Source organism: Microtetraspora sp. NBRC 16547, from assembly GCF_030268965.1.
Classification (GTDB): Bacteria; Actinomycetota; Actinomycetes; order Streptosporangiales; family Streptosporangiaceae; genus Microtetraspora.
In genome coordinates this window covers 51047-65958 of the sequence record NZ_BSSE01000003.1, presented here as the reverse complement: position 1 = coordinate 65958, position 14912 = coordinate 51047, and the positions used below count along the sequence as shown (strand labels likewise).

The window sequence follows — 14912 nt, the reverse complement described above, 5'->3', positions numbered from 1 at the left end:
ACCTATCGATCATCGGGACGGAGCAGGTGCACGAGAGGCCGCCCGTCCGCTCCGGCCTCCACGCGTACGCGGGCACCGAAGTGCCGGGCCAGCAGCGGCTCGGTGAGCACCTGCGCGGGCGGTCCGGAGGCGACCACCCGGCCGCCCGCGAGCAGCAGCAGAGCGTCGGCGTACTGCCCGGCCAGGCTCAGGTCGTGCAGCGTCGTCACCACGGTGAGCCCGTCACCCACGCGGAGCCGGTCCACCAGTTCGAGCACCTGCTGCTGATGTCCCAGGTCGAGGGCGGTGGTGGGCTCGTCCAGCAGCAGCACGGGAGCCTGCTGGGTCAGCGCCCGGGCGAGGACGACGCGCTGCCGCTCGCCGCCCGACAGGTGGGCGAGGGGCCGGGCCGCGAACCCGGCGAGGTCCAGCCGCTCTAGCACCGCCCCGGCGATCTCCCGGTCCCGTGCGCTCTCCCGCCCCAGATAGGGGATGTACGGCGTCCGCCCGAGAAGGGTGTAGTCGAACACGGTCATGTCGGGCGGCAGCGACGGGCTCTGCGGCGCGTACGCGATGAGCCTGGCCCGCTCGCGGGGTTTCAGATCCCGCACCCGGACGTCGCCGACGACGACCTCGCCGACGTGCGGCAGGAGTCCCATCATCGCCTTGAGCAGGGTGGACTTGCCCGCTCCGTTGGGTCCGACGACTGCCAGCCACTCGCCGCCGCCCGCCGAGAGCCCGGCGCCGACGACGACCTCGCGCCCGTCGAGCGTGACGCCGAGGTCCCTGACCCCCAGCGGGTACGTCCGGCCGCCGCTCATGTCCCCACCTTCCTGGTCAGGCGCAGGACCGCGACGAAGAACGGCGCGCCCACGAAAGCCGTGACGACGCCGATGGGCAACTCCGCCGGGGCGAGCACCGTACGGGCGACCAAGTCGCCGAGCACCAGGAAGGCCGCGCCGCCCAGGAACGACAGCGGCAGCACCACGCGGTAGGACCAGCCCGCCAGCCGTCGCACCACATGGGGCACCACAATCCCGACGAAGGGGATCAGCCCGCTCACGGCGACCGCGGACGCGGTGGCGAGGGAGGCGGCCAGCAGCACGACGAACCGGACCCGGCCGGCCCGCAGCCCCAGCCCGGTGGCCTCGTCGTCGCCGACCGACAGCACGTCGAGCAGCCGCCCGTGCAGCAGCAGCGCGATCGTGGAGACCACGGCGTACGGAACGATCATCCACACCTGCTCCCAGCCGCCGCCGACGTCGCCCAGGATCCAGGAGTAGATCCGCTGGAGCTCCTCCACCTTGAGCTGCTGCACGAAGGTCTGGATCGCGGTCAGGAACGACGTGACCGCCACGCCGGCGAGCACCAGCGTGGCGGTTCCGCCGCCGCGGCCCGCGGTGTTCCCCACGGCGTACGCGAGGGACACGCCGCCGACCGCACCCACGAACGCGGCGACGGGGACGGTGGCCACTCCCGCCTCCCCGCCGAGGAAGACGACGACCAGGGTCACGCAGAGCCCGGCCCCCGCCGCGGCGCCGAGCAGGTAGGGGTCGGCCAGCGGATTGCGGAACACCCCCTGGTAGCCCGCGCCCGCGATGGCCAGCAGCCCCCCGACGATCGCCGCGAGCAGCACCCTCGGCAGCCGGAGCTGGAACAACACTCCCTGGTCGACGGGCGCGAGCCCCGAGTCCACGTCGACGAACGGCAGCCGGTCGAGCAGCGCGAGCAGGATCCCCTTCGGAGAGATCCCGGCCGCGCCGACCAGCAGCCCTGCGGCCATGCTCGCGAGCAGGAGGACCACCGCGACCAGCAGCGTCACCGTCCGCATCCGCCCGGTACGCGGCCGGCCCGCCCACGCCTGACCGGCCCGTGACAGACCGGCCCGTGACAGACCGGCCCGTGACAGACCGGCCCGTGAAAGTTCGGCCCGTGAAAGTTCGGCCCGTGAAAATTCGGCCCGTGAAAATTCGGCCCGTGAAAATTCGGTCCGGTCCTGATCGGGCCCCGCCTGATCGGACCGGGTTCGATCCGCGCGTGGCGAGTCGGTGCGTGCCGGATCGGCGCGCGGCGGATCCGCGCGTGCCACGTCCGCACGCGGCAGATCGGCGCGCGACTGGTCGGCGGTCATGACGTACTCAGTTCAGTCAGCTCTTTCGCTCTGTCCGGTCCGGCCGAGGCAGGCCCAGCCGCTTCGGCTCGGGTCGGCCCGGCTCAGATGGGCCCGGCTCAGCTCGCGGCCTTCTGGACGGCCTCGCCGACCGTCTTGGCGAGATCGACGACGCGCGGGCCCCAGCGGGAGGCGATGTCGTCGTCAAGCTCGATCACGCGGTCGTTCTTGATCGCGGACAGGCCGGACCAGCCGGGGCGCTTGGTCAGGGCGTCCTTGTTCTGGCCGCAGCACTTGGTGTCCCCGAGGAAGATCAGCGCCGGGTCCGCCTTGACGACGAACTCCGAGGAGAGCTTGGGGTACCCGCCGGCCGCGTCGGGCGCCTCGTCCGCGATGTTGACGAGCCCGAAAAGGCCGTAGATCTGGCCGAGGAAGGTCGTGGAGGTCGCCGCGTAGGGCGTGGTGTCCAGCTCGTGGTAGTACGTGAGCTTCTTGTCCTTGGGCGCGGCGGCGGCCAGCCGGTCGAGCTCCTGCTTCATGCCGGTTATGATCTCGGCGGCCTTCTCGGCGTTGCCGGTGGCGGCGCCCAGGTCGGTGATCTCGTCGTACGCCTCGTCGAGCGTGTTGGCGGCGGGCTCCACGATGACGGGCACGCCCACCTTCGTCAGCCCGGCCACGACGCCGTCGATGTCGTTGGACAGCACGACCAGGTCGGGCTTGGCGCCCACGATGGCCTCGACGTTGGGCTTGAACCCGGACAGTGTGGTCTTCGGCGCGTCGGCCGGGTAGTTGGACTGGTCGTCGACGGCGGCGACCTGGCTTCCGGCGCCCAGGGCGTACAGGGTCTCGGTGGCCGTCGGGGAGAGCGACACGATGCGCTCCGGGCGCTTGGCGATCGTCACCGCGCCGTTGCCCGCCTGGACCGTGACGGGGAAGGCGGAACCCGCGGCGGTCGCGGCGGCGGTGGGGGTCGCCGAAGGGGCGGCGCTGGACGTACCGTCGGTCTGGCCGCATCCGGCCAGGGCGACGACACCCAGCAACGCGCCCGTGAAGGTCGTGCGTAGGCGCGACACGAAGTCCTCCTGGGGGAAATCACCGGGAATCGGAGAGACCCGTGTCGATGGACGGATCACCCTTTTCCACGAGGGTCGATGGCGTCGGCGCACGGTGCAGGCGACCTGGCTCACCCTCGGGGACGGGGCTTCACAGTTGCGGGACAGCGCCGGGATCTCACCGGACTTCGCTACGCCGTGCGTCGGGATGAACGGTATCAACCGCACCACTCACCAAATAGTCTTGCCCCCGTGGGAGGCATCAGGCGGCGCGCGGGACGGGCCGTGCGGGCGACCCGCCACCTGATACTCAGCCTGCTGCTCGTCCCCCTGTGCGTGCTGGCGCTCCTGCAATTCCTCGCGGCGCTGCTCCTCAGCGTGACGTTCGTCGGCCTGCTCCTGCTCCCGTACGCGGCCAGGGTGAACCGCGGCGTCGCCGGGCTCGCCAGGCGGCTCGCGTCGCGCCAGCTCGACCGGCCGGTCACCGCACGGTACGGCCCGCGCTCCGGCGTGCTGAACCGGGCCCGGCTGACCCTGAACGACCCGATGACCTGGCGGGACGCCGGATGGCTGGCTCTCCACCTCCCCGCCGGCGTGGCACTGCCCGCTCTCGCGCTCGGCCTGTGGGCCGGTCTCGGGTTCGACCTGTCGCTGCCGTTCTGGTGGTGGGCGCCGCTGCCCGAACACACCATCAACGTGACCGGCATCGCCATCGACAGCTGGTTCCGAGTGATCACCGTCGTGCCCATCCACTTCGCGGCCTTCACCGCCGTCGCGCTGTGGGCGATCCCCTGGCTGGCGACCGCCGACGCGCACCTGTCCCGGTTGATCCTCGCCACCCCCGAGCGCGTACGGCTGGCGGAACGGGTCGCGGAGCTGACCGAGACGCGGGCGGCGGCGCTGGACGCGCACGGCGCCGAGCTGCGGCGCATCGAGCGGGACCTGCACGACGGCGCGCAGGCCCGGCTGGTCTCGATCGCGATGCGCCTCGGCATCGCCGAGCGGATGATGGCGACCGACCCGGACAAGGCGGCCGAGCTGGTGTCGGAGGCCCGGCAGAGCACCGAGGAGACGATGACCGAGCTGCGCGGCATCATCCGCGGCATGTATCCCCCCATCCTCGCCGACCGCGGCCTTTCCGGCGCGGTGGCCGCTCTCGCCGCGGGCTGCCCCGTACCGGTGACGACGGCGACGGACGGCGTCGGCCGGCTGCCCGCGGCGGTGGAGGCGGCGGCCTACTTCGTCGTGGCCGAGGCGTTGACCAACGTGGCCAAGCACAGCGGCGCGTCGTCCGCGTCGGTGCGCCTGGACGAGGCGGACGGGCGGCTGAGCATCGTGATCATCGACGACGGCCGGGGCGCGGCGGACGAGATCGGGGGCACGGGTCTCGCCGGGATCAGGCGAAGGGCGACCGCCTTCGACGGACGCACCGACCTGGCCAGCCCTCCGGGCGGCCCGACGACGCTGACCGTGGAGTTGCCGTGCCGGTGAGAGTGCTGATCGTCGAGGACAACGTGCTGCTGGCCGAGGGGCTGGCGCTGCTGCTCCGCACCGAGGGGCACGAGGTCATCGGGACCGTCGACACGGCCGAGGCGTTCCTGGGCGCCGTCGACGAGCACCGGCCCGACATCGCCGTCGTCGACGTACGGCTGCCGCCCACGTTCAGCGACGAGGGCGTGCGCGCGGCCGTCGAGGTGCGGCGCAGGCATCCCGGCCAGCCGATCCTCGTGCTGTCGCAGTACGTCGAGCGGACGTACGCCACGGAGCTGCTGGCGGGCGGTGGCGGCGGCATCGGCTACCTGCTGAAGGACCGGGTCGGCAGGGTCTCAGAGTTCGTCGACGCGCTGCGGCGGGTGGCCGGCGGCGGCACCGCGATGGACCCGGAGGTCATCTCGCAGCTGCTGGTCCGGCACGGCCGGCATCCCGTCGACTCGCTGAGCCCGCGCGAGCGCGAGGTGCTCGCCCTGATGGCCGAGGGCAGGTCCAACGGCGACATCGCGACGCGGCTGACGGTCACGGAACGCTCGGTGCACAAGCACGTCGGCAACATCTTCCTCAAGCTCGGGCTGCCGCCGAGCGACGGCGGGCACCGCCGGGTCCTGGCCGTGCTGAGCTACCTGTCGCAGTGACCGGCCGCGCGGGGGCGCACGACGGCCGATGGTGTAGCTGGCTACACCATCGGGGGTAGTCCTAGCCGAACGATCAAGAGGGGGGACTGCCCCGCTGCGCTGAGCTGGGGTTTCTCGGGATCCTTAAGGGGTTGATCCCCAGCGGAGGCGATTCCCCCATGTCACTGACCATGCTCCCCCCGTCCCGTGCCGGCGTACCGGCGAGCCCGGCTCCCAGGGACAGGTTCGTCGACATCCTGCGCGTGTTCGGGATGGTCCTGGTGGTCGTCCAGCACTGGACCATGCCGGTGCTGATCTACGCGGACGGCCGGCTGTCGACCGGGAACGCCCTGGCCGGGGTGCCGCTGATCACCTGGATCAGCCAGGTCATGCCGCTGGTGTTCTTCGCCGGGGGCGCCGCGAACGCGATCAGCTGGCGCTCCGCCGCGCGCAGGGGGGAGGCCCCCGGGCTCTGGGTGGCCAGGCGGTTGCGGCGGCTCGCCTGGCCGGTGCTCCCGCTGGCGTTCGTCTGGCTGCCGCTCCCCTATGTGCTCGCGGCCCTGGGCGTGCCGGCCCAGCCGGTCGAGGTGGCGGCGCGCACCGTCGGTCAGCTCCTGTGGTTCCTCGCCGTCTACCTGCTGGCCGTGGTGGCCACGCCGTACCTGACGCGGCTCCCGGCCGGGCGGGTGCTGCCGGTGCTGGCCGTGGGCGCGGTGCTGGTGGACGTGGTCCGGTTTTCTGGGCTGGAGCAGGCCGGGTATCTGAACGTGCTCTTCGTCTGGCTCGCCGTCCACCAGGTCGGCTTCCTGTACGCCGAGGGCCGTCTGGAGTGGCTGACCGGCCCGCGGGCCCTGGCGCTGTCGGTCGCCGGATTCGGCATGGTGGCCGGGCTGGTGGCCGCCGGGCCGTACCCGGCCAGCATGATCGGGATGCCCGGCGCGGTGTCGAACATGGCTCCGCCGAGCGCCTGCATGCTCGCGCTGTTCGCCGGGCAGCTCGGGCTGGCGATGCTGCTGCGGCCGACGCTCGACCGGTTCGGCCGGAGGCCGTGGACGGACACGCTGCTCACCGTCCTCGCCCCCCGGATGATGACGCTCTACCTGTGGCACATGACGGCTCTGACCACCGTGGCGGGGATCGCGCTGCTCGGGTTCGGGGTGGACACGCCCGATGTCGGCACCCCGTCCTGGTGGGCGCGGATGCCGCTCTGGCTCGCGGCGATGACGATCGTGCTGCTGGCGCTGGTCGGCCTGTTCGGGCGGATGGAGGAGCCGCCCGGTACGGCCTCGGCCCGCATGGTGGTCGTCGGCACCCTCATGATCGGCGCGGCGCTGACCGCTCTGATGATCACCGGCTTCTCCATCGGCGTGGTCCCGCCGCTCGCCACCTGCGTGCTCATCGCCGGTCTGCTCGTGCTCAGCCACAGGGGAGCTGAGCGGTCCGGCGCACCGGACCCGGCGGTGACGGGCCGGGTGTGAGGAGACCGGGGCACTGCTCCGGCATCCACGACAGGACGCTGAGGGACCGGGGCGGGCGACGGCCGTACCGGCATGATGCCTGTGTGGAAGTCATACTGCTGCGGCACGGCGAGACGGAATGGAGCAGGGACGGACGGCACACGGGCCTGACGGACCTGCCGCTCACGGAGCGCGGCGAGGAGCAGGCCCGCGCGCTCGCGAGCGTGGTGCGGGGACGGACGTTCGCCCTCGCCCTGTCCAGCCCCGCGCAGCGGGCCCGCGTGACGGCGCGGCTCGCCGGACTCCCGTCCCCGGAGACCGATCCCAACCTGTGGGAGTGGGACTACGGCGGTTACGAGGGGATCACCACCGAGGAGATCAGGAAGACCCGGCCCGGGTGGTACGTCTGGCGCGACGGGGTCGTACCCGGCGACGCCGCGCATCCCGGGGAGAGCGTCGAGCACGTCGGCGACCGGGCGGACGAGGTCATCGCCCGGATCCGGCCGATCGACGGCGACGTGGTGCTGGTGTCGCACGGCCATTTCCTGCGCGTGCTCGCGGCTCGCTGGCTGGGCCTGCCCGCCGACAGCGGGCGGTTCTTCCGGCTGGACACCGGGACGTACTCCGCTCTCGGTTTCGAGCATGGCGAGCCCGTCATCCTGCGGTGGAACGCCCCGGTCTAGCCGTGCGCAGGGCTTGATCGGTCAGGGCACCAGCCGAGAGCGATCTTGCTTGTCTGTACTACCAGTGGCGCGAGAGTCACTGGGTATGGCTCTCCTTTCCCGTGACCTCACCCAGGCGGTGAAGCCCTCGATCGCGTCGACGACCGCCTCGAAGCGGACCGAGTGGTACAGGTCGAAGGCGTGGTTCCCGCCGCGCAGCTCGGCGTAGACGACGGGGGCGGCCGAGGTCTGGCGTAGGCGGTCGGCGAAGTGCCGGGCATCCGCCGCGGGCACCTGCGGGTCCAGATCGCCGTGGGCCACGAAAAACGCCGGTGCGTCCGCGGTGATGTGGGCCAGCGGCGAGGACTCGGCACCGTGGTCCCAGTAGGTGCCGTACCAGCCGTTCAGGTAGATGGCGCCGGTGACCGAGGTGTCGGCGTCCTCGAAACCCGGCTGGAAGGCGGGGTCGTTCGGGGTGAGTGCGGCCAGCGCCGCCATGTGCCCGCCCGCCGAGCTGCCCGCGACGAACAGCGTCGACGGGTCGGCGACGTACTCGTGAGCGTGTTCCCGCACCCAGGCGATGATCTTCTTGAGGTCGATCAGGTGGTCCGGGTGCTGGGCCTGCGGCCGTAGCCGGTAGTTGGCGCTGACGCACACCCATCCCTGGCCGGCGAGGTGGTAGAGCAGGGGAAGCGACTGGCTGTTCTTGTGGCCCCCGGAGTAGGTGCCGCCGTGCAGGTGGATCATCACGGGCGCGCCGGAGGGGCGCGAGCGGTGGTGGTAGAGGTCGAGCAGGTTGCGGAGGCCCGCGTCGCCGTAGGCGAGGTTGGCCACGCGCCGGACATCCAGGCGGCGCTTGAAGATGGGCAGGAACAGGATGCGGGCCCACGGGGGACGGCGCCGCAGTCCGGCGCTGAGGTCGGCGTCGATGGCGGCGCGCCACCCCGCGCCCAGCCCCAAGTCCATGGCGCGCTCGATCCTGGCCCGCTCGCCCAGCGCGCGGTAGGCGATGACCGCGAGCCCGATCGCGGTCACGGCGGCCAGAGCGACGACCGCCCAGCCGCCCGCCGAGTGGATGTCGCCTTCGGCGAACGCCAGTGCCGTCGGGAGCAGCAGAAACCAGAAGAAGGCCGCGAACGGCAGCTCGTTGGCGGCCAGGCCGAAGTAGTAGCTCGGACGGCCGAGCGGGCGTGAGAACGGCACCGGCCGTAGCGCGAACAGCGTGCCGATCGCGACGAGCGCCACAGTGAACAGATACCCGACGGGCACGGAACCTCCAAAGATCGCATCCTCGCGGATGATCCTAGGAAGGACCGCTATATGCTGTCCAAGACTAGTTTTTCCATATACTCATAGCTGTAGAGGCATAATGGATCTGCTGTCGCTGCGCTATTTCCAGGCCGTGGCGCGCCATGAGCACATCAGCAGGGCGGCTGAGGAGCTCCGCGTCGCCCAGCCCTCGCTCAGCCGGACCATCGCGCGGCTGGAGGCCGACCTGGGCGTGCCACTGTTCGACCGGCACGGCAGGAGGATCCGCCTCAACCGGTTCGGCGCCGCATTCCTGCGCCGGGTGGACCGGGCCCTGGCCGAGCTGGACGACGCCAGGCGTGAACTCTCCGAAGCCGCCGGCCTCGCCCGTGGCAGCGTCTCGCTCGCCTCGGAGACGCTGCTCACGGTCACCCAACCGGTCAAGAGCTTCATCGCCGAGCATCCAGGTGTCGCCGTGCGTCTTTTTCAGGCGACACCGGAGGTCATGTCCGAGCGGCTGAGCGAGGGACAGGTCGACTTCTGTCTGGCCTCCGAGGTGCTCGAGGGGCCGGGGCTGGTCCATGAGGAGCTGGTCCGCGAGGAAGTCCTGCTCGCCGTACCGCTCGGGCACCGGCTCGCCGGCCGGCGGGAGGTGACCATGGCCGACCTCGCGGGCGAACCCGTCGTCACCACCCGGCCGGGGATTTGGCAGCGCACGCTGGCTGAGCGGCTGTTTTCCGAGGCCGGGTTGGAGCTGGTGGTCGCCTGTGAGATCGACGAGGCCACCACGGGCATCGAGATGGTCATCGCCGGGCTCGGCGTGGGGTTCGGGCCCGCGTGGTACCTCCGCTCGCCGCTGGCGGCATCGCGGGTGCTGCCGTTTTCTCCCGTACGGCTGGCCGTTCCCGGCGCCGAGCGGGTACTGCGGCTGTTCTGGCGGGAGGGGGCCTACGTGTCCGAGGCGGCCCGCTGCTTCCGCGATCACCTGGCCGCCTCACTGATGGCGACTTAGGGAGTGTTTTGTGGATCTTTGCCGTAGCGAGGATCGGCCAGATGGATGCCGCGCAAGGCGGAGGAGGAGGTCGGAGCGGAGCCTCCGGCCGACATTCCCGGGCCCCGCGGAAAGTCCGAGCTTGCGAGGAGTTTTCGTGGGTGGGGCGACAACGAAGCGAGGCGCCATCTGGGCGACCGCAGTAGGCCAAAAAGATCCACGAAACACGACCTAGTGCGTGCTCAGCCGGTGGTGACCGGTTGGGGCTGGGGGCCGCGGCCGGTCAGCCACTCGAGGACCCTGAGGTGCCCCCTGCGCGCGTCCTCGAAGTGGCCCCATCGCCAGTACCTCGGCTGGTCCCGGACTCCGGTCACCCACGTCCGGTAGGCCACCGGCCCGGGCCGCCCGTCCGCGGAATCCGTCCCCGAGGCGACGCCGTACGTGCGGATCACGACCCGGCCTCCGGGCGCGAAGAGCACGTCGTCGGCCACGGGATAGAGAGTCATCTGGTCCAGCATGCCGAGCCCCCTGGTCGTCACCAGTCGTCACCGTCGTGTGGGACCCAATCTGCCGGACGCGTGTTACACGGCTTCGCACGAGCGGGTTAAGGCCGCGCGTTGTCGGGTAAAAACGGCGTTACACCAGAAGGGCGTCGAACTCCCCGTCCTTGGCCCCGAGCACCAGCGCCCGGATCTCGTCCCGCGTGTAGATCAGCGCCGGCCCCTCGGGAAATCGCGAGTTCCGCACGGCCACGCCGCCGTCGGGAAGCTCGGCGAGCTCCACGCAGTTGCCGGTCGAGTTGCTCCGGACACTCTTCCGCCAGGTGACCCCGGTCAGGTCAGTTGCCGGCATCCCGTTATATGTCTGCATTTACATCTCTCTGAGAAGATCGCCGATGATCTCGGCGGTGCCCCCGGGCGTCGTGCTCTCCACGCACAACTGCTCCATGGCCGTGAGGTAAGGATCGATGTCCTCACGCTTGTCCAGGTACAGGGCACCCCACAGCTGCTCGACGTAGACCACGTCCGAAAGATCGGACTCCGGAAAACGCAGGATCGTGAACGCCCCTCCCTCGGCCGCATGCATGCCGAAGCGGAACGGCATCACCTGCACGGTGATGTTGGGCAGCATGGACACCTCCAGCAGGTGCTGCAGCTGCTCCCGCATGATCCCGTCACCACCGATGGGACGTTTGAGGGCGGCTTCGTCGATGATCGCCCACAGCTTCGGCCCGTCCTTCTGCCGCAGTCGCTCCTGGCGCTGCATGCGCAGATGCACGCGGTGCTCGATCGACTCCTCCGGATCGTCCGGATAGCCGAGCCGGATCACCGCGCGGGCGTACGCCGCCGTCTGGAGCAGGCCGGGCACGAACTGCACCTCATAGGTGCGGATCACGCTCGCCGCCTCCTCCAGCCCGATGAAGGTGACGAACCAGCCGGGCAGCACGTCGCCGTACTTGTGCCACCAGCCGGGCGTGTTGGCCTCACGGACCATCTCCAGCAGGCCGCGACGTTCGGCGTCGTCGTGCACGCCGTACAACGTGAGCAGGTCTTCGACATCACGTGTCTTGAATCCGACCCTGCCGAGCTCCATCCGGCTGATCTTGGACTCTGAGGCGCGGATATGGAATCCCGCCACCTCCCGGGTCAGCCCCCGGTCCTCGCGCAGCTTGCGAAGGCTCGCACCAAGCATGATTCGCCGAACGGTGGAGCCGGATCCAGGCGGATCTATCGACACGTGCTATTCCTCCGGTATGTGGACTGGTTCACAGTCTGTCAAAGATCGCCCCCTTCGTCCCAGAGGTGTTTTGGGGGTAACCGTAGCGCGTGCATTCTCCAAATGCACGTGCATCCGCTCTTGCACATGCACGGGACCTTCGACCATCATGATCTCGTGCAGTCCGCGAACCTGACTCGTGGCCAAACCCAGTGGTCGGCGCTCGATTGGTGGCCTCCTCTCGGCTGGTGGCCGGAGCCCGCCCGCGATCTCATCGCCCCTGGATCCACCGTCGCCAGCGCCACATTCGTGCTCCTCCCCCGAGCGGAATCCATCCATTCGGCCCGCAGTTTCGCCACGGGCACGCTGACCGGATGGAACATGGGCGACCTGGCCGAGAGCATGGAGCTCATCGTCTCCGAGCTCGCCACAAATGCTCTGAGGCACGGCCTCATGCTCGGCACCGCACCGTGCCGCCGCGAACGCGAGGTCGTCCGGCTGTCGCTGATCCGCCGAGGGGCACTGGTCACCTGCGCGATCACCGACCCCGGCTCCGCCGTACCGATGCTCCGCGACCCGTCGCCCTTCGAGCCCGGCGGGCTGGGGCTGCACATCGTCGAATCCATGAGCGTCTGCTGGGGCTGGTCCCCTCTCGCTCCGACGGGCAAAGCCGTCTGGGCGGTCCTCTCCGCCTGACCCGCAGGACCCGACCTGTCCGGCCGGCCCTCCCAGACTGATCCGGGCCGGCCCGGCCTCCCACCCCGCTTCGGCCGTATGCCTCGAACCTCCGGCGTGTGCGCGGACGTGGGCTGTTCCGCCGGGTGCGGCGGTCGTCTTCTCGCGGTGCCGCCGGATGCGTACCGACCCGGATGCGGATGAACGCCGGCTCATATTTCTGCCGCCCGGCCCCCTACGGCGCGTGATCTGGATTACGGTGGCCTCCCGAGACTCCCGAGAGATCTGTGATGGACGATCACCTGACCGGCTGGCTGGCCACTCTCGACGAAGAACGACTCACGCGCGTACTGAGGAACCGCCCAGACGCCCTCGCCCCGCCATGGCCCCGCAGGCTCGACGCGCTCGCCGAGCGGCTGGCCGGCGACTTCGCCGTCATGGAGGTCATGCGCACGCTGCCCCTCCCGGCCCTGGAGATCGTCCAGGCGTGCCTCGCGCTCGGCGGCCGTGCGGGCGAGGACGAGCTCGCCCGGTTTCTCGGCGTCAGCGTCTCCGAGACGATCCCCTGGCTGGACCGGCTGTACGATCACGCGCTGACCTGGCCGGAACCGGACGGCAGGATCGGCCTGGCCGGGGCGCTCGCGCGATGGTGGACGGCGCCGTGCGGCCTCGGCGAGCCGTTGCCGGCGTACCTCGAATCGTGGACGTTGAACACCGAGGGTCTGCGACGGATGTGCCGCAACCTGGGCATCGCCGCTCAGGGCACGAAGCGCCAGATGATGGCCCGGGTGTCGGCGACGCTCAGTGACACCGAACTGCTCTCCTCCCTGGTCGCCGACGCGCCGGAGGGGACGATCGGCATGCTCGACGACTTCGCCTGGGACGGGCCGATCCGCAGCGTGAACGGGGACCTCTTCATCACGCCGGGCACACCCGAGAAATGGGCGCTCGACCGCGGCCTGCTCTTCCGCACCCAATGGGGCGTCGCGGGAATGCCCCGCGAGGTGGCGCTGGCCCTGCGCGGGCCCGACTACCACGCGCCGTTCACGCCCTACCCGCCCGACCTCGCCACCGTTCCGGTCGATGGAGCCGCCGTCGAGCACGAGATGTGCCTGGCCGCGCCGCACCTGCTCGACCGCGCCACCGCGTTGCTGGAGAACATCGGCAAAGCGCCGCTCCCCCTGCTGAAAGGCGGCGGCGTCGGCGTGCGCGAGGTGAAGCGCGTCGCCAAGGAGACCGGGTGCACCGAGGAGGAGGTCCGCCTCCTGGTCGAGGTGTCCGCGGTGGCCCGGCTGATCATTCTGGATGAGGACGCGGGCGGGCTGGTCCCCACGGACAGGTTCGACGCCTGGCGGCTGTCTGAGGGCCCGGCCCGGCTCCGCGTCCTGCTGGCCGCGTGGTGGCGGATGGAGCGATCGTCACTGCGCCGCCTCCAGGAGCGGTACGCGACCGTGCTCGGCGACGACCCCGAAGGCGAGACCATCGCCCGGATCCGCCGCGCACTGCTCGGCACCCTCGCCGAGATCCCCGAGGGCCGGGGCTTCGCGACGTTCCCCGAGCTCGTGCAGTCCGTCCACTGGCAGGCGCCGCTGCTCGACCGGGAGCTGCTCGCCGAGTGCGCCCCGGCCGTCCTGGAGGAGGCGCGGCTGCTCGGGTTGTTCGCGAGCGGGGCGACGACCTCTCTGGGCCGGGCGCTGGCCGCGCTCGGCTCGGTGGCGGGCGCCGAGAACGACGGCACCGCGCCCGAGGTCGAGCACGACCCCGCGCTGACGGAGCGCTCGGCCAAGGCGCTGGCGAGCGCGCAACGCACCGCGCTCTTCGGGGCGGACCTGACCGCCGTGGTCACCGGCCCGCCGTCGGCCGAGCTGGCGTCTCTGCTCGACCGCGCGGCCGACCGCGAGTCCCGAGGCGCGGCCTCCGTCTGGCGGTTCGGTCCGGCCAGCGTACGGCGTGCCCTGGACGGCGGGGACACCGCCGACACGCTGCTCGACGGGCTCGCCGAAGTGGGCACGCTTCCGCAGCCCCTCGTGTACCTGGTCCGCGACGTGGCGCGCAGGCACGGCGAGGTCACGGTGGCCACCGTCGGTTGCGTCGTCCTGGGCACCGACCCCGCGCTACTGGCCGAGATCCGCGCGCATCGGAAGCTCGGCCGGCTCGGCCTTCGCCTGCTGGCTCCGACCGTTCTGGCGAGCGACGCGCCCGCCGACCGGACGCTCACCACGCTGCGCGAGGCCGGGTACGCCCCCGTTCCCGACGGCTTCGGCGGGATCGCCGTCCGCCGGAGCGGCTCCGCGCGCGGTGCGGAACGGGACGGCGGCGCGGATCGGGAGCAGAGCGCGGATCGGGAGCGGAGCGCGGAGCAGGGCGGCGGCCGATTGATCGTGCTTCCCGGTGGGCGGACGTCCGAACCCGCGCCTTCTTCCCTTGCGCGTCACGCGCCGAACGGATCGCCACCCCCGCCACGCCTCGCGGACGAACCCGCGGACCGGTTCCCCGGTCCCCTGCCGGACCCGGCGCCGGACCCGCGCGAACACGCGCGACGGCTCCTCGCCGCTGGCCGCTCCGGACAGCCCGGACAACCAGGCCAACCCGAACAACCAGGCCAGCCCGGACAGCCCGGACAGCCGGGCGACAGGTCCGGCCCGGGCGACAGGTCCGGCCGGGCGCCGGGCCGTACCTGGGCGGTCATCGGACGCCTGGCGACCCGGCTGCCGATCGCGCAGCAGACGCTGCTCGGCTTCGTCGTCGACCGTGGCGTGCGTGCCCTGATCACGCTGTCGGACGGCGTGACCGCGACGGTCAGCCACGGCGAGCTGCGCGGCGGCGGCATCCTGGACGCCTGGTGTGAGGAGGCGGGGGACTACCTCGACTTCCCGTTGAGCGAGATCACCTCGGTCGTCGCCGCCTATTAGAA

General features: G+C 71.3%; 14 protein-coding genes, 1 pseudogene and 1 riboswitch. Of the genes and pseudogenes, 7 read left to right on the top strand and 8 right to left on the bottom strand.

Annotation, left to right across the window (positions count from 1 at the left end; genetic code table 11):
- Window positions 1–2: 2 nt before the first annotated feature.
- The 4 genes and pseudogenes from QSK17_RS05620 to QSK17_RS05610 form a co-directional block, all read right to left on the bottom strand.
- Window positions 3–800, bottom strand: coding sequence for an ABC transporter ATP-binding protein (locus tag QSK17_RS05620; RefSeq protein ID WP_285703337.1), 798 nt, complete (start codon window positions 798–800; stop codon window positions 3–5).
- Window positions 797–1810, bottom strand: coding sequence for a FecCD family ABC transporter permease (locus QSK17_RS05615; protein WP_285703336.1), 1014 nt, complete (start codon window positions 1808–1810; stop codon window positions 797–799). The genes QSK17_RS05620 and QSK17_RS05615 overlap by 4 nt, the downstream gene beginning before the upstream one ends.
- Window positions 1811–1873: 63 nt before the next feature.
- A pseudogene (locus QSK17_RS36075) lies at window positions 1874–2110 on the bottom strand (pentapeptide repeat-containing protein); the annotation flags it as partial.
- Window positions 2111–2208: 98 nt separating this feature from the next.
- Window positions 2209–3162, bottom strand: coding sequence for an ABC transporter substrate-binding protein (locus QSK17_RS05610; RefSeq protein ID WP_285703335.1), 954 nt, complete (start codon window positions 3160–3162; stop codon window positions 2209–2211).
- A gap of 78 nt (window positions 3163–3240) precedes the next feature.
- Window positions 3241–3386: riboswitch (cobalamin riboswitch) on the bottom strand.
- A gap of 7 nt (window positions 3387–3393) precedes the next feature.
- On the opposite strand from QSK17_RS05610, the gene QSK17_RS05605 reads away from it, so the two are divergent.
- The 4 genes from QSK17_RS05605 to QSK17_RS05590 all read left to right on the top strand — a co-directional run bounded on the left by QSK17_RS05605 (window position 3394) and on the right by QSK17_RS05590 (window position 7389).
- A complete protein-coding gene (locus QSK17_RS05605; protein ID WP_285703334.1) occupies window positions 3394–4632 on the top strand; it encodes a sensor histidine kinase in 1239 nt (412 codons plus the stop codon).
- Entirely contained in the window at window positions 4629–5270 is a 642-nt protein-coding gene (locus tag QSK17_RS05600; RefSeq protein WP_285703709.1) for a response regulator transcription factor, read from the top strand. Before QSK17_RS05605 ends, QSK17_RS05600 begins: the two co-directional genes overlap by 4 nt.
- Before the next feature lie 158 nt (window positions 5271–5428).
- Entirely contained in the window at window positions 5429–6727 is a 1299-nt protein-coding gene (locus tag QSK17_RS05595; protein ID WP_285703333.1) for an acyltransferase family protein, read from the top strand.
- Between the two features lie 83 nt (window positions 6728–6810).
- On the top strand, window positions 6811–7389 hold the full coding sequence (locus tag QSK17_RS05590) for a histidine phosphatase family protein (protein ID WP_285703332.1): 579 nt from the start codon (window positions 6811–6813) through the stop codon (window positions 7387–7389).
- Between the two features lie 21 nt (window positions 7390–7410).
- Here QSK17_RS05590 and QSK17_RS05585 read toward each other — a convergent pair whose 3' ends face one another.
- Window positions 7411–8637, bottom strand: a complete 1227-nt coding sequence (locus QSK17_RS05585) for an alpha/beta hydrolase (protein ID WP_285703331.1) — start codon at window positions 8635–8637, stop codon at window positions 7411–7413.
- Between the two features lie 100 nt (window positions 8638–8737).
- Between QSK17_RS05585 and QSK17_RS05580 the strand changes: the two genes are divergently transcribed.
- Complete coding sequence (locus tag QSK17_RS05580; RefSeq protein WP_285703330.1) at window positions 8738–9628, top strand: LysR family transcriptional regulator; 891 nt, start codon at window positions 8738–8740, stop codon at window positions 9626–9628.
- 221 nt (window positions 9629–9849) lie between these two features.
- Here QSK17_RS05580 and QSK17_RS05575 read toward each other — a convergent pair whose 3' ends face one another.
- The 3 genes from QSK17_RS05575 to QSK17_RS05565 form a co-directional block, all read right to left on the bottom strand.
- A complete protein-coding gene (locus tag QSK17_RS05575) occupies window positions 9850–10146 on the bottom strand; it encodes a hypothetical protein (protein WP_285703329.1) in 297 nt (98 codons plus the stop codon).
- Window positions 10147–10243: 97 nt separating this feature from the next.
- Complete coding sequence (locus QSK17_RS05570) at window positions 10244–10477, bottom strand: DUF397 domain-containing protein (RefSeq protein ID WP_285703328.1); 234 nt, start codon at window positions 10475–10477, stop codon at window positions 10244–10246.
- Complete coding sequence (locus QSK17_RS05565; protein ID WP_502889138.1) at window positions 10478–11344, bottom strand: Sco1979 family transcriptional regulator; 867 nt, start codon at window positions 11342–11344, stop codon at window positions 10478–10480. It abuts the gene before it with no gap.
- Between the two features lie 156 nt (window positions 11345–11500).
- Between QSK17_RS05565 and QSK17_RS05560 the strand changes: the two genes are divergently transcribed.
- Together QSK17_RS05560 and QSK17_RS05555 are read left to right on the top strand one after the other, a co-directional pair.
- Complete coding sequence (locus QSK17_RS05560; protein WP_285703326.1) at window positions 11501–12019, top strand: ATP-binding protein; 519 nt, start codon at window positions 11501–11503, stop codon at window positions 12017–12019.
- A gap of 269 nt (window positions 12020–12288) precedes the next feature.
- Window positions 12289–14910, top strand: coding sequence for a helicase-associated domain-containing protein (locus QSK17_RS05555; RefSeq protein ID WP_285703325.1), 2622 nt, complete (start codon window positions 12289–12291; stop codon window positions 14908–14910).
- Window positions 14911–14912 lie beyond the last annotated feature (2 nt).

Bases quoted from the DNA above. Each gene is read 5' to 3' on its own strand.
- QSK17_RS05620 (WP_285703337.1), bottom strand. From the start codon at position 800: ATGAGCGGCGGCCGGACGTACCCGCTGGGGGTCAGGGACCTCGGCGTC.
- QSK17_RS05615 (WP_285703336.1), bottom strand. From the start codon at position 1,810: ATGCGGACGGTGACGCTGCTGGTCGCGGTGGTCCTCCTGCTCGCGAGC.
- QSK17_RS05595 (WP_285703333.1), top strand. From the start codon at position 5,429: ATGTCACTGACCATGCTCCCCCCGTCCCGTGCCGGCGTACCGGCGAGC.
- QSK17_RS05580 (WP_285703330.1), top strand. From the start codon at position 8,738: ATGGATCTGCTGTCGCTGCGCTATTTCCAGGCCGTGGCGCGCCATGAG.
- QSK17_RS05570 (WP_285703328.1), bottom strand. From the start codon at position 10,477: ATGCAGACATATAACGGGATGCCGGCAACTGACCTGACCGGGGTCACC.
- QSK17_RS05555 (WP_285703325.1), top strand. From the start codon at position 12,289: ATGGACGATCACCTGACCGGCTGGCTGGCCACTCTCGACGAAGAACGA.